Genomic DNA, 22,590 nt, shown 5'->3' with positions numbered 1-22,590 from the left:
GAACAAAAGATGGCGCAAGTAAAAGAAAATGTCTGCAAATGGATTGAAGGAGCAGAAAAGGAAGCCGTCCAGTTTCTGCAGGCGTTGATTCGTGAACCTTCCACTCAGATGAATGAAGCCGGTATTCAGACGATCATTGCCGGAAAGCTGGAGGAACTAGGCTTTCATGTTGATGTGTGGGAACCTGGGGGAGAGGCACTGCTCAATCACCCCGACTTTATCAGTCCAAGGGAGTCGTTTCGGGGGAGTCCAAATGTTGCAGGAGTAAAAAAAGGTGAAGGGGGCGGGCGCTCACTTGTCTTAAACGGCCATGTGGACGTGGTCCCGGAAGGAGATCTGAAAGACTGGTCAGTGGACCCATACGGAGGAGAGTTCAGAGACGGACGTGTCTACGGCAGAGGCTCGACTGATATGAAAGGGGGCAATGCCGCCATGCTCCTTGCAGCAGAGGCTCTGAAGTCGTGTGGGGTCTCTCTGAAAGGGGATCTTATTTTTCACAGTGTCATTGAAGAAGAAAGCGGCGGTGCAGGAACCCTTTCGGCTGTGCTGAGAGGCTATACCGGAGATGCGGCTATTATCCCGGAACCGACCAATATGAAAATCTTTCCTAAACAGCAAGGCTCTATGTGGTTCAGGATCTGCGTAAAAGGAAAAGGTGCACACGGAGGTACAAGGTATGAAGGGGTTAGTGCCATCAGTAAAGCAGTTAGCGTTCTTCACGAACTCGAAAAACTTGAGCAGATCCGAAACAGCCGGATTACCGATCCGCTTTTCTCTTCTGTCCCTATTCCGGTTCCCATTAACGTGGGCATAATTGAAGGGGGTGACTGGCCCTCATCTGTACCTGATCTGGTAAAAATCGAAGGCCGTTTCGGTATTGCACCGGACGAAAGAGCAGATGAGGCGAAAAAAGAGCTTGAAGAAACGATTGCGGCTCTTGGCAATACAGACGACTGGTTCCGAACCCATCCGGCCGAAGTGGAATGGTTTGGTGCACGCTGGCTGCCGGGTTCCGTCGACAAAGACCATCCCCTGCTTGCCATTCTGAAAAGCCATTTTACTGACGTTACACATTGTACGCCGGTTGTCGAGGCTTCTCCCTGGGGAACTGACGGGGGGCTCCTCACAGCCGCCGGTAACACACCGTCTGTCGTTTTTGGGCCAGGTGTCACGAGTATGGCGCATTATGCTGACGAATACATTGAAGTCGAAAAAGTTATTACCTGTGCCAAAATCCTTGCTTTGACGATTATGGACTGGTGCGGCCTGTCCGATGAGGAGGAACGGGAATGAAACGAAACATTCACCTGCAGACGAGTATTCCGGGACCAAAATCAAGTGAACTGATTGAAAGGCGTAACAGAAACATTCCGAAAGGCCCATTTAATACGGCCATGACCTTTGCCGAGCATGCTTCAGGAGCTGTAATAACCGATGTAGACGGCAACAGGTTTATTGATTTTGCCGGAGCCATCGGCTCACTCAATGCCGGCCATTGTCCACCGGCTGTAACACAAGCAGTAAAAGAACAGCTCGATCATTATATCCATCCTTGTTTTCATGTGATGATGTACGAACCGTACGTGGCCCTGGCAGAGAAACTTAACGAGATCACACCTGGTGATCATCATAAAAAAACGTTTTTTCTCAACAGCGGCGCCGAAGCCGTTGAAAATGCAGTTAAACTGGCAAGGAAGTACACAGGACGTAAGGCGGTCGTCTCTTTTGAGCGGGGGTTCCACGGCCGAACCTACATGGCCATGAGTTTGACGAGTAAAGTGAAGCCGTATAAATATGAATTTGGCCCTTTTGCGCCAGAAACCTATAAACTGCCGTTTCCCTATTACTACAGAAAACCTGATGGTATGACAGATCAAGACCTCGACGACTGGTGTCTCCAGCGAATTGAAACTTTCTTCCTGTCAGACGTCTCCAGCGATGAAACAGCTGCCCTCATAATGGAACCGGTCCAGGGTGAGGGAGGCTTTATAAATCCCAGCAGGGAATTTGTCAAAGGTGTGAAGGACATTTGTGAAAAATATGGAATAGTGTTTATAGCAGACGAAGTTCAAACCGGTTTCGGCAGAACCGGGGAAATGTTTGCCTGTGACTATTTTGGCGTGGTTCCTGACCTGATAACGATGTCGAAATCAATGGCTGCCGGCTTTCCAATCAGCGCAGTCACAGGCAGGGCAGAAATTATGGATTCAGCTGGGGCGGGAGAGATCGGCGGAACCTACGGTGGAAGTCCTCTCGGCTGCAGGGCTGCCCTTGAAGTGATCCGGATGATGGAAACCGAAAACATTCCGAAGAAGGCGCAGCTTATTGGACAGAAGGTGCAAAGCCGGTTTTATGACTGGCAGGAGCGCTTTGAAGAAGTGGGTGACGTCCGGGGTATCGGTGCAATGACAGCAATCGAACTTGTGAGCGACCGTGCGCTGAAAACACCTGATAAGGTAATTACCCAGCATATTATCCAAGGGTGTATTGAGAATGGGCTTCTCATAATGGGGGCTGGTCTGTTTGGGAATGTTCTGAGAATTCTATCTCCTCTTGTTATTGAAGAGGAAAAGCTTGAAGAAGGGCTGGCCATTATGGAGAACGTCATGCTTCAGCACTGCACATACCGGAAAAAGGAGTGAGGACGAGTGAAAAAGAAGCTATTTATCGGTGGGGAATGGCAGGAGGCTCAGGAATATCAGGATCTGCTATCCCCTTATGACGGAGAAAAGCTTGCTGAAATTCCCGTGGCCTCAGAAACAGAAGCGGACCGTGCCATCGCAGCTGCGTTTCATGCGAGAAAAGACATGCGAAAACTGCCTGCACATCAGCGGGCTGAAATTTTGTACAATGTATCCCGGCTCATTGAAGAAAACCGGGAGGAAGCAGCCAGACTCATTGCAGTCGAAGCAGCAAAACCGCTTCAGACAGCCAGAACCGAAGTGGCAAGAAGTATCATGACCTATAAATTCGCAAGTGAGGAGGCCCGAAGGCTTCCAAACGAAATGATTAATATGGATGCGGCTCCTGGCGGTGAGGGAAGGATTGCCTATGCTGTGAGAGAGCCGGCTGGAGTGGCGGCAGCGATTACGCCATTTAACTTTCCGATGAACCTCGTAGCCCACAAGCTGGGGCCGGCTGTGGCAAGCGGAAATACGATCGTACTTAAACCGGCTTCCCAGACGCCTCTTAGTGCGTATTTCATCGCTGAACAATTCGAAAAAGCCGGGCTTCCCAAAGGTGCCCTGAATGTGATTACAGGAAAGGGGAGCGTGATTGGCGATAAGATAGTAACGGATCCCCGGGTAAGTGTAGTCACTTTTACCGGGAGCCCTGAAGTAGGTATCGGCCTCAGAAACAAAGCAGGTCTGAAAAAAATGACCCTCGAGCTTGGTTCCAACAGTGCTGTCATCATTGATAAAGGGGTGGATGTCCGGTCCATTGCCGACCGGCTTGTACTCGGGGCCTTTGCCTATCAAGGTCAGGTGTGTATTAGTCTGCAGCGAATTTACGCCCACGAGTCTGTTAAAGACGCGGTCATAGAGGCTATGAAAGAAAAAGCAGATAGTCTTGTTTACGGTCACCCTCTTGATGAAGCGGCAGACATCTCATCACTCATAAGCGAAGGGGATTGTGACCGGGTGATGGAATGGATAAGGGAGGCTGAAAACAAAGGCGCAGAAGTATGTCTTGGCGGTGAGAGAAATGGTAATACCGTTCTGCCCACCATTCTTGCTGATGTTCCCCATGACGCTTCCGTATCGTGCAGAGAAGTGTTCGGTCCTGTAGTCCATGTGAACGGGTTCAGTGACTGGCAGGAAGCCGTTGACCTTGTGAATGATTCAGATTACGGTCTGCAGGCAGGTGTATTTACAAATGATATGAACAAGGCTTTCAGAGCTTCTGAGGAACTGGAAGCAGGCGGTGTTCTCATAAATGATATACCTACATTCCGGGTGGATCACATGCCTTACGGTGGTGTTAAAAACAGCGGTTATGGAAGAGAGGGCATTAAGTATGCAATTCAGGAAATGACGGAGATGAAACTCGTATCCTTCCGCAAGAGTGAATAATATTAAGCTGTATTCGGATAGATGACTCCTTTTGGAAAATCATTTTGAAGCGGAAGGTAGCGACCTGCTCAAAAAGCAAAGCTGAAGCTATCCCTTAAGAAAGTGTCCGCCCCACCGAAATAAAACAGCAATCTTCACAAAAAAAGCCTAATATTATGGCGGTCGTTCATTTTGACCGCCATAAAAAATGAATGAATGTTCTGAATTTAAACGTTCGCTTAAATTCGAGGAGGGGTTTTTATTTTTAAGAATCAGTGGGAAGACGATCAGAAGAATGACAGGCTTGTCGCCTGGCTGCCGGATTTTACAGAAGAAGATCTAATTAAACTCCGCCAGGACCTTGATCACCATGAGAGAGGCAAACGGATTGTGTACATAAAAGAGAGCGGACACAGCGGTCTTTTGGGACTCGATTTCAGGGAAGAGGCCGTTTCCTCAGGTTTTTTCTCAGGAGACAAAGCGTATATATACACCCACTACGGCAAGGAAGAACGCAGTAAATCGAAATCAGAAAAAGAAAACAGCGAGGTTCTCGCTAAAGTAAAGGCGGACAGAAAAAAGATTACAGCAGGAGAGCGTGCTCCTTTCCCGGTCAGCCTTGCAGGAGACAGTGATCTTCTTTCACTTGCATCCCTTTACCGCATGGTCTTTCCTGAATATCCAACCAATATTTTTGAGCCTGAGGCGCTGAAGAAATCAATAGAGAGTGATTATACGTTTGCTGTCATGAAGGACGGGGACGAAGTGATCGGCGCCGCATCTGCCATGGATACAGGGTATGGGAGTGCGGAAATTACCGACTGCGCCGTAAACCCGGCATACCGCGGACAGGCAATTCTTAACTTTATTATTCAGAAGCTTGAAGAACAATGCGTCCGATGCGGAATAAATCATGTTTTTTCCATGACAAGGGCGAGAAGCACGGGGATGAATATGACAGTCAAGCGTCTGGAATATATCTATGAAGGCACATTGATTAATAACTGTGTCATTACGAGCGGGTTTGAAGATATGAATATGTGGACTAAAAACTTAAAAAAGTAACCTGGATAATTTGCAGGCAGAGATGAAATTTAAAAAAATCATTCTCCAAGCCTCTTTAAAAAAGCTCTTTTCGTAAAAATTGTTGCTTTAACTAGCTTTAATTTCGTAGCGAAAGGCCGCTACTCCTGCGGGAAAAGCAACAACGAGTAACTACATCACGAATAGGCTGCGAGTTGCTTCGACGCATGTACCTCAGAGCTGGACTGGAAGAGGAAGAAGCAGAAATACTCCCGAGGAGGCTGAGGTGTTGCCCGTGGAAAGCGTCGGCCTGTAGCGCAGAAAACAACAGTTTCCGAAAACAGCCTTAAAAAAAGAACGGGCCTCACCAGCGGTGAGAACCGTTCTTTTTTGAGCCCGAAATTCCCGGATTTTTTACCGGTCGAAGTTAAAATAATTTCTCTTTAAAAAACGAGGCTGATCCATCAGTGTTTTATAGGAAAAAACCATTCCTAGATTATTGGTATTAATCAGCATGAACTGGTCCTCTATCTCTGCAATCTGTTTTTCTTCAATATAAATCATGCCGCAATTGTTACATTTAATGGAAGGGACCTGGGTAATCTCTACAGCTCTGCTTCCATCGGGAAGCTCCCAGTAGGCTGATTCAAGACTGTGTAAGGCTTTTTCCGTTTCGCACCAGTTACATTTCATACACACACCTCCGTCTTAAGCTTCTTCTTGCTTTCCGCTGTTGTCTTCATATTTTTTCTGTTCCTTAAGGTACTTCCGTTCCTTCATCTGATCCCGCTTTTCACGCTGATCCTTCAGGGTGCGGTGATCGCCTTGTTCTTCATAGGATTTACGGCGGTTCAGTCTTTCCAGCCCTTCCGGTACGATTGTGCTCTGTTCATCATTCATCAGGGCAGAAATGCCGATCCGTTTTTCTTCTTTTTTCTCGTATTGCTGATAGAAGTAATCTTCAGCTGTATCAGGCTTATAATTTTTCGGCTCCGGATAGGTTGTAATGACACCTTCAAAGTTACGCAGTACCACTTTATCGTGGCTCTGGGAAATAAGATAGTTAGGCTGGAGCGTAATTTTTCCGCCTCCCCCTGGTGCGTCAACGACAAATGCCGGAACGGCATAACCGGAAGTATGACCACGGAGGCCTTCTATTATTTCGAGCCCTTTAGATACCGGAGCACGGAAATGACCGATACCCTCACTCAGGTCACATTGATAAATGTAGTACGGACGTACACGGATTTTAACGAGATCGTGCATTAGCTTTTTCATTATCCCGACGCTGTCATTAATACCGGCGAGAATCACAGCCTGGTTACCAACGGGTACACCTGAATCTGCAAGCATCTCACAGGCTTTCTTTGATTCTTCCGTAATCTCAAGACTTGTATTAAAGTGCGTATTGAGCCAGACAGGGTGATATTTCTTAAGGATATTACAGAGGTTTTCTGTAATCCGTTGTGGGAAAACAACAGGCGCACGGGTGCCGATCCGGATGATCTCTACGTGATCGATCTCACGAAGGTTTTTAAGAACGTACTCAAGGATCTGGTCGTTGATTAGGAGTCCGTCTCCACCTGAGATCAGAACGTCACGAATGGCAGGATTTGAGGCGATATAGTTAATAGCGCCGTCCAGCTGTTTTTTTGGCACCCCCATGCCAATCTGACCTGAGAAACGGCGGCGTGTACAGTACCGGCAGTACATTGAACACTGATTTGTAACGAGAAAAAGAACGCGGTCGGGGTAACGGTGAGTCAGTCCCGGTACCGGTGAATCATCGTCCTCGGAAAGAGGGTCTTCAAGATCGTATTTTGTTTTTTCGATTTCCTTTGATATCGGGACACTCTGCATACGGATCGGACAGCGCGGATCGTCGGGGTTCATTAGTGAAGCATAATAGGGTGTAATATTTAATGGGATTGTTTTGGTTGAAATCTTTACTCCCGCTTCTTCCTCAGGAGTGAGATTAATGACTTTTTTCAAGTCCTCAAGGGTTCTGATCGTATTTGTCAGCTGCCAGATCCAGTCGTTCCACTTTTCTTCAGGTACATCTTTCCACAGCTCGATATCCTTCCAGTGGCGTGCAGGTTTGTAAAGATCCATTTTCATCAGTTCGTTCCTCCTGTGTAAAAAATTCTCGTGTAATAGTTAATGCAAGGACCGTGCCAAATGATCACGTTAAGTCAAATCCTTTTACTGCGCACGATAGGAGAGATTCTTCTGTGAAAAAAACAAAAATAGTGCCGGATAATCGGCACTATTCAAGGTGGTACTTGCTTATTTTATACTGAAGTGTTTGTCTGGGAACATTCAGAATCCGGGCCGTTTTTTTTACGTTTCCGTCCGTCTGTTTCAGTGCCCGTTCAATAAGAGACCTCTCATGCTTTTCCACTTCATCCTTCAGGGACATACCACAATAATGGTTCTGGGATTTTCGGGCTGAAATATATGAGGGCAGATGGTTCAGTTCAATCGTATCTGTGTCGGATATATTCATAGCTGCTTCGACAGCATGTTTCAGTTCCCGGATATTGCCGGGCCAGTCGTATGAAACGAGAACCGCTTCCGTTTCCTTTGAGATACCGGCGAGCAGTTTGTTGAATTTATAATTAAACATTGAGATAAAGTGTTCGGTCAAAAGCAGGATGTCACTGCGGCGCTCCCGAAGCGGCGGCAATCGAAATGAAACGACATTCAGCCTGTAATAAAGGTCTGCTCTCAGCCTGTTTTCAGAAAGGAGCTTTTCCGGGTTTTCATTCGATGCTGTTATAATTCTCACATCCGTCTGATAGCTTTGATTGGAGCCGACTCTCCGGACAATACCATCTTCCAGTACCCTTAACAGTTTAGCCTGAAGCTCGACAGGAAGCGTGTGCACTTCATCCAGAAACAGAGTACCGCCATGGGCGAGTTCAAAGAAACCTTCCCGCTCCTCGGCACCGGTAAAGCTGCCTTTAGCAGTACCGAACAAAATGCTTTCAAGAAGGGAGGCAGGGATTGCAGCACAGTTCTGCGAAATGAACGGCTGATTCCTTCGTTGAGAGGCATTGTGAATGGACTGTACGAGAAGTTCTTTTCCTGTTCCTGTTTCTCCATAGACAAAGACGGGGGAAGATGTATGGGCGACTTTTTCAGCTTTATGAATCAGTTCTTTCATCTCGTCTGACGAAGAATGAATATGATCAAATGTATAAAGTCGCTCGTTACCTGTCACTTTTTTTGCTTTCGCAGAACGGTCGTCGACTTTCGCCTGTAAATCCAAAAGCTTCAGGGAAAGATCCTTCACACGGCTCAGATCTTTGGCAATTTCAAGTGAACCGATAATTTCTCCTTCAGAATAAAGAGGAAGTGTGGTGTTAACTGTGTCAATCAGCTTTCCTTTCATATTACGGTAGGTCTGAGGCTGATTGTAGATGGGTTCACCCCTTGCCATAACCTGAAGAAGCGTACTGGTTTCTTCTGATAAAGAAGGGAACACGCTGAGAAGCGGTTTGCCAAGCACATCGTGAACATCGAGACCATCGTGCTCTGCTGCAATGCGGTTATAGTAAACGGTCATGCCATTGCGGTCTACAGCATGAATTCCTTCATCAATACTGTGGAGAATGGCGTTAAGCATATCATTTGTGTCAAGATTGGCAGCAAACAATTCGAATCAACTCCCTGTGCCGGAAATTAGTGAAAATGCTGAAAATTCAGCACAATTTAAGCTTACATGAGCTAAAAGCTGTTTGCAATAAAAATTCCATATTATTACTGCTTTACTATGAACCGGCTGTTGAAATCAACCGGGCAGGCACGTTACTATAAACAATGTCCAAGCAGGACAGAATTCAATATTTGCAGGGAGGAAGACGTAATGAAAAAATGGTTAGCAGCAGGAACATTCGTGTTGGCGGCATTTCTAGTGCCTAACAATGCCGATGCGTCTTCTGGATATACGGTCCAGAGCGGAGATACACTCTGGGGAATCAGTCAGAAGTTTGGCATAACAGTAGAAGAACTAAAAGCGAATAATGGTTTAGCAGATACAATGATTTACCCTGGTGACACGCTCGTCACAGGTGAAGCGGTCCGTAATGATGAGAAGGTCGATCTTCTTTCACGTCTCGTTCATTCTGAAGCAAGAGGCGAGCCTTATGAAGGGAAGGTTGCTGTAGCAGCAGTAGTGCTGAACCGCATTGAAAGCGGCGATTTCCCTGATTCCATGAACGAGGTTATTTACGAAACGAATGGGAACAGCTATGCATTCGAACCGGTAATGAACGGAAGCATTTACAATGAGCCGGATTCAGAATCTGTCCGTGCAGCGGAGGAAGCTCTGAACGGCTATGACCCGTCAAACGGGGCACTGTTCTTTTACAACCCTGATACTGCGACTTCAGACTGGGTAAACAGACTGACAATTGACAGCAGAATCGGGAACCACGTATTTGCATCCAACTAAAAGCAAAGAGGCATCCATGGCGGATGCCTCTTTTTTTTATTAAGCAGCTATGCAGTAGCTCTTATATTGAAGGATTAATCCTCCATCGTGGAGAGGTCACCTGCCGGCTCACCGAGCTCCCAGGCCTTCAGTACCCGGCGCATAATTTTTCCGCTTCGGGTTTTAGGGAGTTTATCCTTAAACTCAATTTCCCGCGGCATGGCGTGGGCAGAAAGCTCTTTTTTAATGAACTGCTGAATTTCTTCTTTCAGTTCATCATCCTCAGAGTACCCTTCCCGCAAGGATACAAATGCCTTTATAATGTGACCGCGGACAGGATCAGGTTTGCCGATCACGCCTGCTTCAGCCACAGCCCGGTGTTCCACCAGTTTACTCTCGATTTCAAATGGCCCGACACGCTCACCTGCCGTATTGATAACATCATCGTTACGACCCTGGAACCAGAAATATCCGTCCTCATCCCGGTAGGCGGTATCACCCGACACATACCACCCTTCGATGGCAAAGTATTCGTTATACTTCTCTTCATTCTTCCATACTTTTCTCATCATTGACGGCCACCCGGCTTTAACAGCAAGATTGCCCATTTCATTTGGCGGGAGTTCTTCACCGTGGTCATTTATGATTGCCGCTTCAATTCCTGGAAAAGGCTTACCCATTGAGCCGGGTTTAATCGGCTCGGAAGGATAGTTGCAGATTACCATAGCACCGGTTTCAGTCATCCACCAGGTATCATGGATCCGCAGATCAAATACTTCATTACCCCACCGGACCACTTCAGGATTCAGCGGCTCGCCTACACTTAAAATATGGCGGAGTGAGCTGAGGTCATACTGTTCCTTAATGTTTGGATCCGCAGCCATCAGCATCCGGAATGCTGTTGGAGCGCTGTACCAGACGGTTACACCGTATTTTTCAATCGTTTCATACCAGTCGGAAGGAGAAAAGCGCCCCCCGCGTACAACGTTGGTCACACCGTTTAGCCAGGGCCCGAAAATTCCGTAGGAGGTTCCGGTCACCCAGCCGGGATCGGCTGTACACCAGTACGTGTCATCCTCCTTCAAGTCCAGGACCCATTTTGCTGTCTGGTAATGCTGAAGCATAGCGTTATGGACATGATAGACGCCTTTGGGTTTTCCGGTGGAGCCGGATGTATAATGGAGGATCATCCCGTCTTCAAGATCTACCCATTTGACAGCGGATTCTTTTGAAGCCGCTGTCATTTTTTCGAAGTAGGAAACAAATTTCTCACCCGCGGCCACCTCATCACCAACGATGACGACTTTCTCAAGATGGGGCAGTTCATCAAGCGGGACGCGGGGAAGGAGGTCCGGCGTTGTTACGAGCACTTTTGCTTCACTGTCCTCTAGTCTCGCTTTAACAGCATCTTTCATGAATGCTTCAAACAGAGGACCGACTACAGCACCAACTTTAATGGCACCGAGAAGGGAAACATACAGTTCCGGCGATCGAGGCATAAAAATGAAAACACGATCACCTTTTTCAACGCCAAGTTCACTGAACATGTTGCCTGCCTGGTTTGAAAGGTCACGGAGCTGGCGAAAAGTTAACGTTTCATCGCGCTCAGCATCGGAATACAAAAGAGCAGGTTTGTTACCCAGTCCGTTTTCCACGTGACGGTCAATTGCTTCATGAGCAAGGTTAACTTGCCCTGTTTTGTTCCAGGAAAAAGATTCTTTGACCTGGTTCCAGTCGAAATTCTGCTTTGTTTCTTCGTAATTGTTCATTTGGTGGGAAGTTTTAGCTGGCTGCAATACGTTCAAGATCAAGCACCTCCACTGATTTTTGGTTGACTGTTGTATTACTCTAAAATTCTGAATTTTGAGTATAACTTAACGTTACCGAAAAAAGCCAGTGATTGTCAACAAATCTGTTAAAAGGGGCAGTAAATTGGGAAAATTGTCATCTTCGCCTCATTCCGTCGCACCTCCTTAAATCTTCTGGTATCATATAGGGGAGATTTACATAAAAGGAGAGAGACCAATGGAATGGCTCGGGATTGTAATCCTGATTGTTGCTGGAATTGTAGTATTAAGAGTTGTCGGTACGATCTTTAAAATCGTCATCAGTATCGGCCTGTTTCTTATGTTTATCTATATCATTATTTACCTCGTTAACCGTGCGTCGGAAAGTGCTGTGTTCCTTTAGGGATCCGGCACTTTTTCTTTACACCTAACCGCACTTGCCGCGCTGGTTTTAACCTGAGGGCCGTAAGGGTAGATTAACTGAAGGAATGATAAAGCAATTGAATGCTGCTATTTTAAAGGAGGAACCAGGATGGATTACCGAATTGAGAAGGATACGCTTGGAGAAATGAAAGTCCCGGCCGACAAATGGTGGGGAGCCCAGACACAGAGAAGTCTTCAGAACTTTAAAATCGGTACAGAAAAAATGCCCTCGGAAGTGGTTTCTGCATTTACAGTGTTAAAAGAAGCATGTGCGAAAGCAAATAACCGTCTTGGCAAACTGTCGGATGATAAAACAAAGGCCATTACTTCTGTGTGCCGTATGATCAGGGAGGAAGGGCATCACGAGCATTTTCCCCTGGTAGTCTGGCAGACGGGAAGCGGAACCCAGTCCAACATGAACATGAATGAAGTGGTTGCCTTTAAAGCGAATGAATTTCTGACAGATAAAGGATCAGATGAGCGCGTTCACCCGAACGATGATGTGAATCGTTCCCAGAGTTCCAACGATACGTTTCCCACAGCCATGCATATTGCAGCGCTGCAGGATGTTCATCAGAGGCTGATCCCGGCTGTAGAGCACATGAAAACAACCCTTGAGAAAAAGGTTTCAGATTTTGATGAGGTTATTAAAATCGGGCGTACACACCTTCAGGATGCAACTCCCCTGACCCTGGGACAGGAAATCAGCGGATGGGTGCACATGCTGAAAAAGAGCAGAGAAATGATTACAGAAAGTGCGGTTCATCTTCAGGCGCTCGCAATTGGCGGCACGGCTGTGGGAACCGGTATTAATGCCCATCCAAAATTCGGGGATCTTGTGGCTGAGGAAATCAGTTCCATTACCGGTTCCGCTTTTACATCCTCCGAAAACAAGTTTCACGCCCTCACAAGCCATGATGAGCTTACCTATGCTCATGGGGCGCTGAAAGCACTTGCAGCCGATCTGATGAAAATTGCAAACGATGTCCGCTGGCTTGCGAGCGGGCCGAGATCCGGAATCGGGGAAATTACAATTCCAGCCAATGAACCTGGGAGTTCCATTATGCCTGGTAAGGTCAATCCTACTCAGAGTGAAGCACTCACGATGGTCACCTCACAGGTTTTCGGGAACGATGCTGCAATCGGCTTTGCTGCAAGTCAGGGTAATTTCGAATTGAATGTATACAAACCTGTTATTATTTATAATTTCCTGCAGTCCGTGCGGCTCCTCTCGGATGCAATGAACTCATTTACGAATAAGTGCCTGGAAGGTATTCAGGCAAACGAAGACGTGATCGCCAACCATGTGAAAAACTCACTCATGCTCGTGACGGCTCTCAATCCCCACATCGGGTATGAAAATGCCGCTAAAATTGCCAAAAAAGCATTTGATGATGGAAAAACACTTAAGGAAACAGCAGTCGAACTAGGATATTTAACCGAAGAAGAGTTTGAAGAGGCGGTTAATCCGGAAAAGATGACAGGGCCGTCAGAATAATCAGCTGCAAGATTAAAGCAGCAGTACAGGGGGAGTTTACATTATGAAACTGTTTGATCTGCATTGCGATGCACTGCTCAAATTGTGGGAAAACCCTGAGCGTCAGTTTGATAGAGATGAGTCGGTGGAAACAAACTACAACCGGTTAAAACAGGGCGGGGTTGACGTTCAGTTTTTTGCTGTTTTCGTAGAACCTGAAATACCGGCCGACCTCAAATTTCAGGTTGCTATGGAACAGATTGATCTGTTTTACACGAGAGTGCTTGCTGTTCCGGGGATGGTCCATATAAAGGAATGGGCAGATGTAAAACGCCTGAAACCTGGTGAAACTGGCGCAGTACTTACTCTTGAAGGAGCCGACGCATTTGGTAATGATCTAATGAAACTGCGCACTTTTTACCGTCTAGGTGTTAAATCAGTCGGTCTCACGTGGAACAATGCCAACCTTTGTGCCGACGGCGTTGGTGAACCGAGAGGAGGAGGACTGACAGAACTTGGCTTTGAGGCAGTTAAACTGAACAACGTTCATCAGGTCTGGACTGATGTCTCCCATCTTGCAGAACCCGGATTCTGGGATGTGATGAGGACGGCGGACTGGCCTGTTGCCACTCACTCCAATTCCAAAACTATTTGCGGACATCGAAGAAACCTGACCGATGAACAGGCTCAGGCTCTTTTCAGAAAAAAAGGTCTTCTCGGTGTTGTATTTAACCCGCCTTTTATTGGAGACGGTAAAGAGACAGCCTCAATTGGTGAGCTGATCCGCCATATTGATCATTTCTGTGAACTGGGCGGGAAAAACCACCTGGCCTTTGGCTCGGACTTTGACGGGATTGCCTGGTACGTAAAAGATCTGGAACATGCAGGCCGGTATCAGAACCTGATTAACGAACTGCTCAAAAATTACAGTGAAACGGATGTGCGCGGCTTTGCCTCTGAGAATGTCCTGCGTTTTCTTCAGAAATAGCGTTTATGCACCACATGTGTTTCCTTATAAAAACAGCGCCGGAATCCCTGAACCGATTCCGGCTTTTTTTCGTCCGCCTTTTTACATTCCGTTTTTCTGGAACGTTTCTTTATTGACGATCATAAGGGTATCATTTACAGTCACCCTGTTCCAGTGCTGAACAGGTTTAAAAAAGGATGATTGTTTCAAGTACGAATCGGGGTATATTTCTAAAAGAAGGGAAAGATTTCCCAGTGCCGGTCTGACTTCAGGAGGAAACGAGGTATATTCCCCTGCTGTACATCCCTTTGCTCGTTCCAGACAATGAAGGAAGACATCTTTTCTATCGTCTGCAGCAGTCTTCCTGAAATATCCCCACATATGTTCCAGTGTATTGATCACATCCGGATGGGAGTAAGGCAGTGTGCGCAGAGATGAAATCAGAAGGTACACCTCCCGGCAATCGGAACAGTCTGAAGCCGAACGCAGCTGCTTTTGAACTTCTTTATAATGGCTGTAGCCTCGTGCCATTACGTCATATTTATTTACCGACCAAAGCGCCTCAATTAGTTTTCTGCACTTTTTATCCAACGTCATCACCTGTATCGCACTTCATAAAAGCACGTTTTTCGTTTACCATATCATCAATCCGGACATTTAGGAAAAGGAGGATGCAGGAATGGACCTAGACACATCGAATAAAGAATTCATAAATCTTCTTAAAACAGCCGGACTTCCGCCTGAAAATGCTGCTTTTTTTCCTGTAAGCGGCGGAGATATTAATGACTCCTACAGAGCCGAAACAGGGATTGGAACGTATTTTGTTAAAACAAACAGCGGCATCTCTGACAGATTCTTTTCTTCTGAAGCAGAAGGGCTGGCATTTCTTGCTAAAGAAGGTGGAGCCAATGTCCCAAACGTTATCGGCACTGCTTATGCCGGTGGCCGAGGGGTGCTGGTACTTGAGTGGATTGAAGGGGGAAAAGTCGGTCGTACAGGAGAAAAACTTGGTGAAATGCTTGCGCGTGTGCATTCAAATACAAAACATAAAAAATTCGGTTATCCCCATGCCACCTATATCGGCACGCTTGAGCAGCAGAATGGGCTTTGGTTGTCCTGGACTGATTATTACCGGGAGCAGAGATTAATTCCCCAGCTTAATATTGGCACCCATTCAGGAATAATTACAGCTGAAAGGCAGAAGAAGATAGAACAGTTGACAGCAAGACTTGATCAGTGGCTTCCCCAACGCCCGGAAGTTTCGATATTGCACGGCGATCTCTGGAGCGGCAACTGGATGAACGGATCGGACGGGTCGCCCTGGCTGGTCGATCCTTCTGTCCTTTACGGCCACCGTGAGATGGATCTGGCCTTTACAGAGCTGTTTGGTGGATTTCCGGGAGGGTTTTATGAGGCATACGGGCACCATCTTCCATTGGACGCCGACTACGGTGAGAGAAAGCCTCTCTATCAGCTGTTCTATCTGCTTGTTCACTTAAACTTCTTTGGGGAGCAGTACGGGAAACCGGTTGACCGGATTCTTGATTACTACATAAGTGCTAAAGACTAAGTCCCGTATAAAGGAGCGAAAATATGAGAAAGTTCCAACGGCCAAAAATTGTGGTCAGTAAATGTCTTGAGTTTGAACCGTGCAGGTACGATGGGGCAAAAATAAAAAGCAGTGCCGTTAGTAAATTAAAAGAAAGTGCCGAATTAATCCCGGTCTGCCCCGAGGTGGAAATCGGTCTTCCAACACCACGTGATGCGATCCGTCTAGTTGATCATGAGGGAGAGGACAGGCTTGTACTGCCGGCAGAAAACAAAGACCTGACAGAAAGTATGAATGAATTTTCCACTGCGTTTCTCTCACGTATGAGCGGTGTCGACGGGTTTATATTAAAAGGGCGATCCCCCAGCTGCGGTATTTTTGATACTAAGGTCTATACAGGTAGTGAAAAATCCCCTGTGAAAAGAAAAAGTTCCGGACTGTTTGCAAAGAAAGTAAAAGAATTCTTTCCTGAGGCCGTTATAGAAGATGACGGCAGACTGAGGAATTTTTCAATCAGAGAGCATTTTCTCACCGGAGTGTACACAATGGCTGACTTCAGACATGCCAGGGAGGAGGGGACAAGTGCCTCTCTTGTCCGCTTTCATACTGACCATAAATTTCTGTTTATGTCATTCAGTCCTTCGCTCACTAAAGAAGCTGGAAACATAGTGGCCAATCCTAAAGGGGCGACACCAGAGGAACGCTTCAATGCTTATGCAGGAGTTCTCTCACAGATCTTAAAATACCGACAGCGGGAGACAGGGAATATCAGTGTATGCGAGCACCTTCTGGGATATTTCAAAAACAGCCTCACAGCACCTGAGAAGGAGCACTTTCTCACGCTGCTTTCCTATTACAGGGATCACAAAGTACCGCTCAGCAGCGTATTGAGCATTGTGAGATCGTGGGTGTTCCGGTTTGAACAAAACTACCTGTTTAACCAGTCCTTTTTTGAACCGTACCCTGCCGACTTGTTGGAAATTACCGATTCAGGCAAAGGACGGAACTATTAAAGCAGGAGGCTGGCATTTCATAGGTCCTCCCTGCTATACTACAGAAAATAAAAGGAGGGATCCATATGAAAAAGGCAACGTTTGCCGGAGGGTGTTTCTGGTGCATGGTTTCTCCTTTTGATGAGCAGCCTGGCATTCAGCGCGTTGTATCCGGCTACACAGGAGGGAATACAGAAGATCCCACTTATGAAAGTGTCTGTACAAATTCGACAGGGCATCTGGAAGCTGTCCAGATCACATATGATCCTGAAGTGTACCCATACGAAAAGCTTCTTGAACTTTTCTGGGCTCAAATCGATCCCACCGATCCGGGCGGGCAGTTTCACGACCGTGGAGAGTCTTACCAGACTGCTGTTTTTTATCACGATGAAGAGCAGAAAAAACTGGCAGAACAGTCCCGGGACGCGCTCGAAAAAAGCGGCAGGTTTAAAAAACCGATCGTAACAGAGATCCGGCCGGCCTCTGTATTTTTTGAAGCTGAAGCTTTTCACCAGGACTATTATAAGAAAAACCCGTTTCATTACAAGCTTTACCGTAAAGGAAGCGGCAGGGAAGATTTTCTGAACGCACACTGGGGAGGCGATAAATCATGACGCGAAAAACGACTGGCAAAAAGGAACTGAATCCGATGCAGTACAAAGTCACGCAGGAAAATGGAACGGAACCTCCGTTCAGAAATGAGTTCTGGGACCATTATGATGACGGCATTTACGTGGACATTGTTTCCGGGGAACCTTTGTTCAGTTCAAAAGATAAATATGATGCCGGGTGCGGATGGCCAAGCTTTACTAAGCCGATTGATAAAAAACAGGTTACGGAGCACTTTGATACGTCACATGGGATGAGACGGACAGAAGTGCGCAGTGACGAAGGGGACAGTCATCTCGGTCATGTCTTTAATGACGGTCCTGCTCCGGGAGGACTGCGATACTGCATAAATTCAGCAGCTCTGCGGTTTATTCCTTATTCCGAACTTGAAAAAGAAGGATACGCTGATTACAAAAAGCTATTTGAATAGGAAAAAGAAAGAGGCTGACCGGAAAGCACATAAACTTACCGGAAAGCCTCTTTTTTTTACCAATTCTTTTAAAAAAGGTGTCTTCAGATAGAATGTTGCTTTTCCTAAAGGTAAATTATGAAGCGAAAGGTGGTGACTCCAACGGGAATAGCATCTGATGAAGGGAGCTGGGACGCCGACTCCTGTGGGAGGAAAAGCTCAGGTGAGACCCTTGAGTAGCGAAGCACACGGAGGCTCATCCGCTTCCTGAGGAAAGCGGTGTATATTTCAGCAGCGATAAATTTGCACCGTTTGCTGATTGTTTGGATCTTCGTCTGTAAAAATACTTTTGTCCCAGCATTTTTCCGTGGAGGCTGAAGCGTTGCCCGCGGAAACTGTCCACCTGCAGCTTATAAAGTAGCATTCTTTTTGAAATCAGCCTTAGAAAAAAACATGTTTTCAGCGTCTGAAGCGGTTTAAAGCTGCAGCAGCTTCCTCTTTTCGCGGAAGGGCAAGATCACCGGGGTGCTGCCCTTTAAAAACAGCCAGGGCATCAAGACCTTCCCGCTCAATTTCAGCATAGAGACGATCCAAAGCTTCGATTATTGTCATCGTTTCATTCGTGGTTTTTACAAGAATACTAACGATCCTTGCCAAAGCTCTTGTCTGACTCTCATCTACAAGCTGCTCCACATGGGAAAGGTCAATTCGGTTTTTACTGAAAAGGATGGTATGAAGCCCTTTTGCTTCAACCTTCTGTTTGTGATCCCACTGTCTAAGAAAGTTTTTCCTATCAAAAGGTCTGGCATCTGGAACGAAAAGAGGGACTCCGCTCTGTTCTAAGCGGCCGGTCTGCAATTCTTCTGCAATTTGCGCAGCTTGCTCCGTCCGGTCATAAGGTTTGTATTCTTTCATTAGGAGGACGTTATCGGCCTGTTCAAAGTAGTCACCGGAGCCGCCGACAGCAAGTATGACGGATACCTCCAGGGTTTTTGTAAGATCAGAAACGTGATCCAGAAATGGAGTGATCGGTTCTTCTTCGACGAGGCGCTGCATCCGGGCATCGCGGATCATAAAGTTGGTTGCGGTTGTATCCTCGTCCATAAGTAACAGCGTGCTCCCGATTTCCAGCGCTTCCATAATGGCGGCAGCCTGGGATGTGCTTCCGCTGGCGTCCGGTGTTGAAAAGGATTGCGTATCTTTTTGAAACGGAAGGTTTGAAATGAAAGGGGTAATGTTTACGCTGTGTACAGAACGGCCGTCCTCAGCACGTACTTTAACGGCAGACCTGCGTGTAATGACGAATTCCCTGCCGTCACCGGGTGCGTGATCATAAATGCCTCGCTCGATGGCATGAAGAAGGGTGCTTTTTCCATGATAGCCTCCCCCGGCAATAAGAGTCAGTCCTTCTGGGAGAGCCATTCCTGTAACGGTCTTACCATTGGTCAGTGGAACTGTCTTCTCAAACTCTGATGGTGTATGGAAAGGAACGGCTCCTTTCAGAGGTCTGTTGCTGACGCCGCTTTCACGGGGCAGAACGGCACCGTTTGCGATAAAAGTAACGTAACCGTGTTGTTCAAGATAGTCGCGGATCATCTGCTGATCATCTGCTAACTCAAGGTGAGTACTCAGATCATTGCGAGAGAACAGTTCGATGGCTTTTTTTGCGGTAAATGGAATAATATCACCAACGAGCCGGGCAGCATCATGACCGCGGATCTTCCTGCCGTTCGCCGGAAGCCCTGCGCTGATTCTGATTTCAATGGAGCGTTCGGTCAGTTTTACTGCTGTCCGCTCGAGAATTTCCTGACCAGGGGCGTCAAAAAAAACGAGCCCACCTTTACCGGTGCCCATTTTCCTCGGACTGTGTTTTATGAACTGCCTGTTTACCTGGCGGGCAATAAAATCTTCAAGTGCAATTTTACGATGCTTGGTTTTCAGAATGGCTTTTTCTGTGCCAAGTGAACTGTATGGAAGAATAACCCTGAATTTTGAAGGGGAAGCAAATGGGTCTCCCTGTACATAATCAATGCTGAGAGTAAAGTCAGAGCCGGTATATGTACCCTGAATCTGCTTTAACGCTTTATAGCTTTTACCTTCAAGGTGTCTGAGTGTTTTAACCAGGTTATCCAAAAAAATCATCCTTTCCATTCATCGGTGGTGTGATTAACTGATGTTCCCTGCAACAAAGCCGTTTTAAACCGTGAGACGCTGCTTCGTTTATTAAATCATAATTGTGTGCTGGTGAACAGGAGCCGTGGAAAATGGTAAAGCGCGAATAAATGAGACAGAAAAGGGGACATTAACCTTGTAAAAAACCATCATATGGAAAAGGGGTTTGAAGTTATGAGAAAATTACTTTTGGTATTTATGACCGTTCTCGCGGCAGGGACGTTTCTGTCAGCGGGGCAGGCCTCAGCAGAAGAGAACAGCAGTGAAGTGTTTGTCAGAGCTGTTCATGCTTCACCGGACGCGCCGGCAGTTGACATCTATGTGAATAAGGACCGCATTCTTGATAATGTAAACTTTAAAGACGTGAGCGATTATCTTCCGTTGAAGGAAGGCAGATATGCTGTCAAAATTTATCCTGCAGGCGCAAATCCGAAAAAAGAAAATCCGGTGATCGATAAAACATTTGATCTGGCTGCAGGCCAGGTATACACAATTGCGGCTGTAGGTCCTTTAAATCAGATCGACCTTGTAGCCGTTGGTGACCAGCTTGAACCTGTTGAAGGAAAAGCGAAAATCAGAGCGGCTCATTTCTCCCCTGATGCCCCGGCAGTTGACATTGCCGCAGCCCCGGAGACCGTGCTGTTTGAGAATGTGAGTTTCCCTCAGGTAAGCGATTATTTGGAAGCAGAGCCTGGGACGCTTGACATCGAAATCCGTCCGGCCGGGTCAGAGGATGCTGTTTTCCAGGTGCCAAATGTAGGGCTTGAGAGTGGTGCAGTCTATACCGCTTTTGCTGTTGGCTTACTTGAAGGTGAACCAGGATTTGATTTAATCCTGGTAAAAGATCAGATTCAATAACACTTAAAACGAGAAAAAGCTTCCTGATACTCACAAGGAAGCTTTTTTTTCATTTTTTTTCGACATTATTCTTGTTTTTTCTATTGCAACTCGCTTGGAAATGGGTTTAATATAAAAGTAATGAGGAGTGAACCTTACAGTCAGAGCGGAAGGCGCGCAGCGGAGTCTTAAGACACGGTTACGGGTATACTCACAAAAGTAATAATACTTTTATAAGGTGATTTGATGCAGAAACTGATCCTCTTTGTGATAATGTCGATTCTTATTTTTCCAATATTTCATCACCCGGCAGCAGCAGATACAGGACCACCGGCGTCTTTACACAGTGAGGCGGCTGTTGTGATTGATTCAGCTACCCTGGAGGTGCTCTACGATAAAAATAAACACCAGACGATGTACCCTGCAAGTATAACAAAAATTATTACAACAATTTTGGCACTGGAAGAGGCCGATCAGGCTGAACAGGTGAAGGTAAGTGCTGACGCGGTAAATGTGATCGGATCCAGTGTTTATCTTCTTGAAGATGAAACCCTGCCGATGGGACAGATGCTGAGAGGCATTATGGTAAGTTCAGGAAACGATGCGTCTATTGCAGCAGCGGAACACATTGATGGATCTGTTGATGCCTTTGCTTCACGAATGACCGATTTTGCTGCTGAAGTTGGTGCAGAAAATACAAACTTTACAAATCCCCACGGGCTCTTTCATGAGGATCATGTGACCACAGCTTACGACATGGCATTGTTAAGTGCCTACGCTATGTCCAATAACGATTTTCGGGAAATTGCCGGAACAAAGAGACTGGAATGGAAAGCAGAAGGATGGGAGACCACCCTGTATAACCACCACGATCTTATGAGGCAGAATGACGAAATTACCGGTGTGAAAAATGGATTCGTCCGTCAGTCCGGTTATACACTTGTGACGTCTGCCGAAAAAGAAGATACTGAAATTATCGTTGTTACACTGGGGGCTCCTTCAAGGGATCATGCCTTTGAAGATACGAGGGCACTGGTTGATTATGGGTTGGATAACTACCGGACAGTAACGCTGGATTTTTCAAATGAGGAGCTGCTGACAGGGCACATAATCCCGGAAAGCTACAATTTGACTGTTGCCGGAGAGGATGAGGTTTTCTATAACATCTCTGAAGACGGTATGTTAACCGTCGAAGGAAAAGAGGGAAACTTGATTTATGAGTCATTACTCGAAGAAAGGTATTTTTCTGATCTTCCATCCTATATCGTTCCAAATGATCAAAAAAAGGTGGCTGATCACCCGCAGCCGCCGCCTGGTTTAGATGTACTGATATGGCTCATTTTTACAGGATTTCATGCAATTGGAATTTCATGATTGTACAGATGCAGGGGGGTTACGGTTCACGGCTGAAAGCGGAAAGGGGGCGTGCAGTGGAGTTTCCTAACAGTGTATGGTTTAAAACAGCAGAAAAATGACCCGGGAGACGGTTATGCCTTCTCTGCGGGTCATTTTTACACTTTACTGTTTCTGCTGTTTCAGGCTGGCAATCATCGTATCGAATGTACCTGGTTCTGTGAACATGGCTTCCGTCCAGTTTTTTTCAAGCCAGTCCGTGAGTTCTTCTGCAGAGTTAAAAACTTCTCCCGATGTATCAGCTTTCCTAATCATAAAACGTCCGTTGTCAGGGTCACAGGTAACCTCACATGGGATAGCGCTGTCCGGGGTCTGAAGCTGATAATCCATTTGTCGGCTCCTTTCTAGGCATAATAGCTATAGGGTCACACCGGAGACATGTTTTTATGCCGTACATCAGCTGTGTTTCCCGATTTTAATAACATAAATAACCGTGGAAATGAGA

21 protein-coding genes are annotated in these 22,590 nt (G+C 46.5%); 14 read left to right on the top strand and 7 right to left on the bottom strand.

The window, feature by feature from the left end:
• The first annotated feature begins 9 nt into the window (after nt 1-9).
• The 4 genes from CR205_RS07030 to ablB all read left to right on the top strand — a co-directional run bounded on the left by CR205_RS07030 (nt 10) and on the right by ablB (nt 5,117).
• Entirely contained in the window at nt 10-1,293 is a 1,284-nt protein-coding gene (locus CR205_RS07030; RefSeq protein ID WP_110518217.1) for a peptidase, read from the top strand.
• Nucleotides 1,290-2,642, top strand: a complete 1,353-nt coding sequence (gabT, locus tag CR205_RS07025) for a 4-aminobutyrate--2-oxoglutarate transaminase (protein ID WP_110518216.1) — start codon at nt 1,290-1,292, stop codon at nt 2,640-2,642. The genes CR205_RS07030 and gabT overlap by 4 nt, the downstream gene beginning before the upstream one ends.
• 6 nt (nt 2,643-2,648) lie before the next feature.
• Complete coding sequence (locus tag CR205_RS07020) at nt 2,649-4,073, top strand: aldehyde dehydrogenase family protein (RefSeq protein ID WP_110518215.1); 1,425 nt, start codon at nt 2,649-2,651, stop codon at nt 4,071-4,073.
• A 222-nt stretch (nt 4,074-4,295) separates the two neighbouring features.
• The gene (ablB, locus tag CR205_RS07015) at nt 4,296-5,117 is read left to right on the top strand and encodes a putative beta-lysine N-acetyltransferase (protein WP_110518214.1); all 822 of its coding nucleotides are present in this window, start codon (nt 4,296-4,298) and stop codon (nt 5,115-5,117) included.
• A 372-nt stretch (nt 5,118-5,489) separates the two neighbouring features.
• Here the strand turns inward: ablB and CR205_RS07010 are convergent, their stop codons facing one another.
• The 3 genes from CR205_RS07010 to CR205_RS07000 form a co-directional block, all read right to left on the bottom strand.
• Nucleotides 5,490-5,768 (bottom strand): YokU family protein, encoded by a 279-nt coding sequence (locus CR205_RS07010; RefSeq protein ID WP_110518213.1) that lies wholly within the window; start codon nt 5,766-5,768, stop codon nt 5,490-5,492.
• Nucleotides 5,769-5,783: 15 nt separating this feature from the next.
• Nucleotides 5,784-7,193, bottom strand: coding sequence for a lysine 2,3-aminomutase (kamA, locus tag CR205_RS07005; RefSeq protein ID WP_110518212.1), 1,410 nt, complete (start codon nt 7,191-7,193; stop codon nt 5,784-5,786).
• Between the two features lie 148 nt (nt 7,194-7,341).
• Entirely contained in the window at nt 7,342-8,733 is a 1,392-nt protein-coding gene (locus CR205_RS07000; protein ID WP_328587716.1) for a sigma-54 interaction domain-containing protein, read from the bottom strand.
• 210 nt (nt 8,734-8,943) lie between these two features.
• On the opposite strand from CR205_RS07000, the gene CR205_RS06995 reads away from it, so the two are divergent.
• Entirely contained in the window at nt 8,944-9,531 is a 588-nt protein-coding gene (locus CR205_RS06995) for a cell wall hydrolase (RefSeq protein WP_110518211.1), read from the top strand.
• 74 nt (nt 9,532-9,605) lie between these two features.
• Here the strand turns inward: CR205_RS06995 and acsA are convergent, their stop codons facing one another.
• The gene (acsA, locus tag CR205_RS06990; protein WP_236634760.1) at nt 9,606-11,279 is read right to left on the bottom strand and encodes an acetate--CoA ligase; all 1,674 of its coding nucleotides are present in this window, start codon (nt 11,277-11,279) and stop codon (nt 9,606-9,608) included.
• 256 nt (nt 11,280-11,535) lie between these two features.
• Here acsA and CR205_RS20235 point away from each other — a divergent pair, with 256 nt between their 5' ends.
• The 3 genes from CR205_RS20235 (at nt 11,536) to CR205_RS06980 (ending at nt 14,185) form a co-directional block, all read left to right on the top strand.
• Nucleotides 11,536-11,700: a hypothetical protein gene (locus CR205_RS20235; RefSeq protein WP_161524704.1), complete on the top strand. Its 165-nt coding sequence runs from the start codon at nt 11,536-11,538 to the stop codon at nt 11,698-11,700.
• A 129-nt stretch (nt 11,701-11,829) separates the two neighbouring features.
• On the top strand, nt 11,830-13,218 hold the full coding sequence (fumC, locus tag CR205_RS06985) for a class II fumarate hydratase (protein WP_110518209.1): 1,389 nt from the start codon (nt 11,830-11,832) through the stop codon (nt 13,216-13,218).
• Nucleotides 13,219-13,261: 43 nt separating this feature from the next.
• A complete protein-coding gene (locus CR205_RS06980; protein WP_110518208.1) occupies nt 13,262-14,185 on the top strand; it encodes a dipeptidase in 924 nt (307 codons plus the stop codon).
• A gap of 81 nt (nt 14,186-14,266) precedes the next feature.
• Here the strand turns inward: CR205_RS06980 and CR205_RS06975 are convergent, their stop codons facing one another.
• Nucleotides 14,267-14,755 (bottom strand): DUF1722 domain-containing protein, encoded by a 489-nt coding sequence (locus CR205_RS06975; RefSeq protein WP_161524703.1) that lies wholly within the window; start codon nt 14,753-14,755, stop codon nt 14,267-14,269.
• 88 nt (nt 14,756-14,843) lie between these two features.
• Here CR205_RS06975 and CR205_RS06970 point away from each other — a divergent pair, with 88 nt between their 5' ends.
• From CR205_RS06970 to msrB, 4 genes are all read left to right on the top strand, one after another.
• On the top strand, nt 14,844-15,734 hold the full coding sequence (locus tag CR205_RS06970; RefSeq protein WP_110518206.1) for a fructosamine kinase family protein: 891 nt from the start codon (nt 14,844-14,846) through the stop codon (nt 15,732-15,734).
• A gap of 23 nt (nt 15,735-15,757) precedes the next feature.
• The gene (locus CR205_RS06965) at nt 15,758-16,726 is read left to right on the top strand and encodes a YbgA family protein (RefSeq protein WP_110518205.1); all 969 of its coding nucleotides are present in this window, start codon (nt 15,758-15,760) and stop codon (nt 16,724-16,726) included.
• A 65-nt stretch (nt 16,727-16,791) separates the two neighbouring features.
• A complete protein-coding gene (msrA, locus tag CR205_RS06960) occupies nt 16,792-17,319 on the top strand; it encodes a peptide-methionine (S)-S-oxide reductase MsrA (protein ID WP_110518204.1) in 528 nt (175 codons plus the stop codon).
• Entirely contained in the window at nt 17,316-17,744 is a 429-nt protein-coding gene (gene msrB, locus CR205_RS06955; protein ID WP_110518203.1) for a peptide-methionine (R)-S-oxide reductase MsrB, read from the top strand. Before msrA ends, msrB begins: the two co-directional genes overlap by 4 nt.
• Nucleotides 17,745-18,182: 438 nt before the next feature.
• Here the strand turns inward: msrB and CR205_RS06950 are convergent, their stop codons facing one another.
• A complete protein-coding gene (locus tag CR205_RS06950; RefSeq protein ID WP_407923549.1) occupies nt 18,183-19,865 on the bottom strand; it encodes an ABC-ATPase domain-containing protein in 1,683 nt (560 codons plus the stop codon).
• 204 nt (nt 19,866-20,069) lie between these two features.
• On the opposite strand from CR205_RS06950, the gene CR205_RS06945 reads away from it, so the two are divergent.
• Nucleotides 20,070-20,753, top strand: coding sequence for a DUF4397 domain-containing protein (locus tag CR205_RS06945; protein ID WP_161524702.1), 684 nt, complete (start codon nt 20,070-20,072; stop codon nt 20,751-20,753).
• Nucleotides 20,754-20,978: 225 nt separating this feature from the next.
• Entirely contained in the window at nt 20,979-22,106 is a 1,128-nt protein-coding gene (locus tag CR205_RS06940) for a D-alanyl-D-alanine carboxypeptidase family protein (RefSeq protein WP_110518200.1), read from the top strand.
• Nucleotides 22,107-22,250: 144 nt separating this feature from the next.
• Here the strand turns inward: CR205_RS06940 and CR205_RS06935 are convergent, their stop codons facing one another.
• Nucleotides 22,251-22,475 (bottom strand): hypothetical protein, encoded by a 225-nt coding sequence (locus CR205_RS06935; protein WP_110518199.1) that lies wholly within the window; start codon nt 22,473-22,475, stop codon nt 22,251-22,253.
• Nucleotides 22,476-22,590: the final 115 nt, after the last annotated feature.

Source organism: Alteribacter lacisalsi, assembly GCF_003226345.1.
Taxonomy (GTDB): Bacteria; Bacillota; Bacilli; order Bacillales; family Salisediminibacteriaceae; genus Alteribacter; species Alteribacter lacisalsi.
Note: the sequence above shows the minus strand (reverse complement) of the source record. Positions and strands in the feature narration are given on the sequence as shown.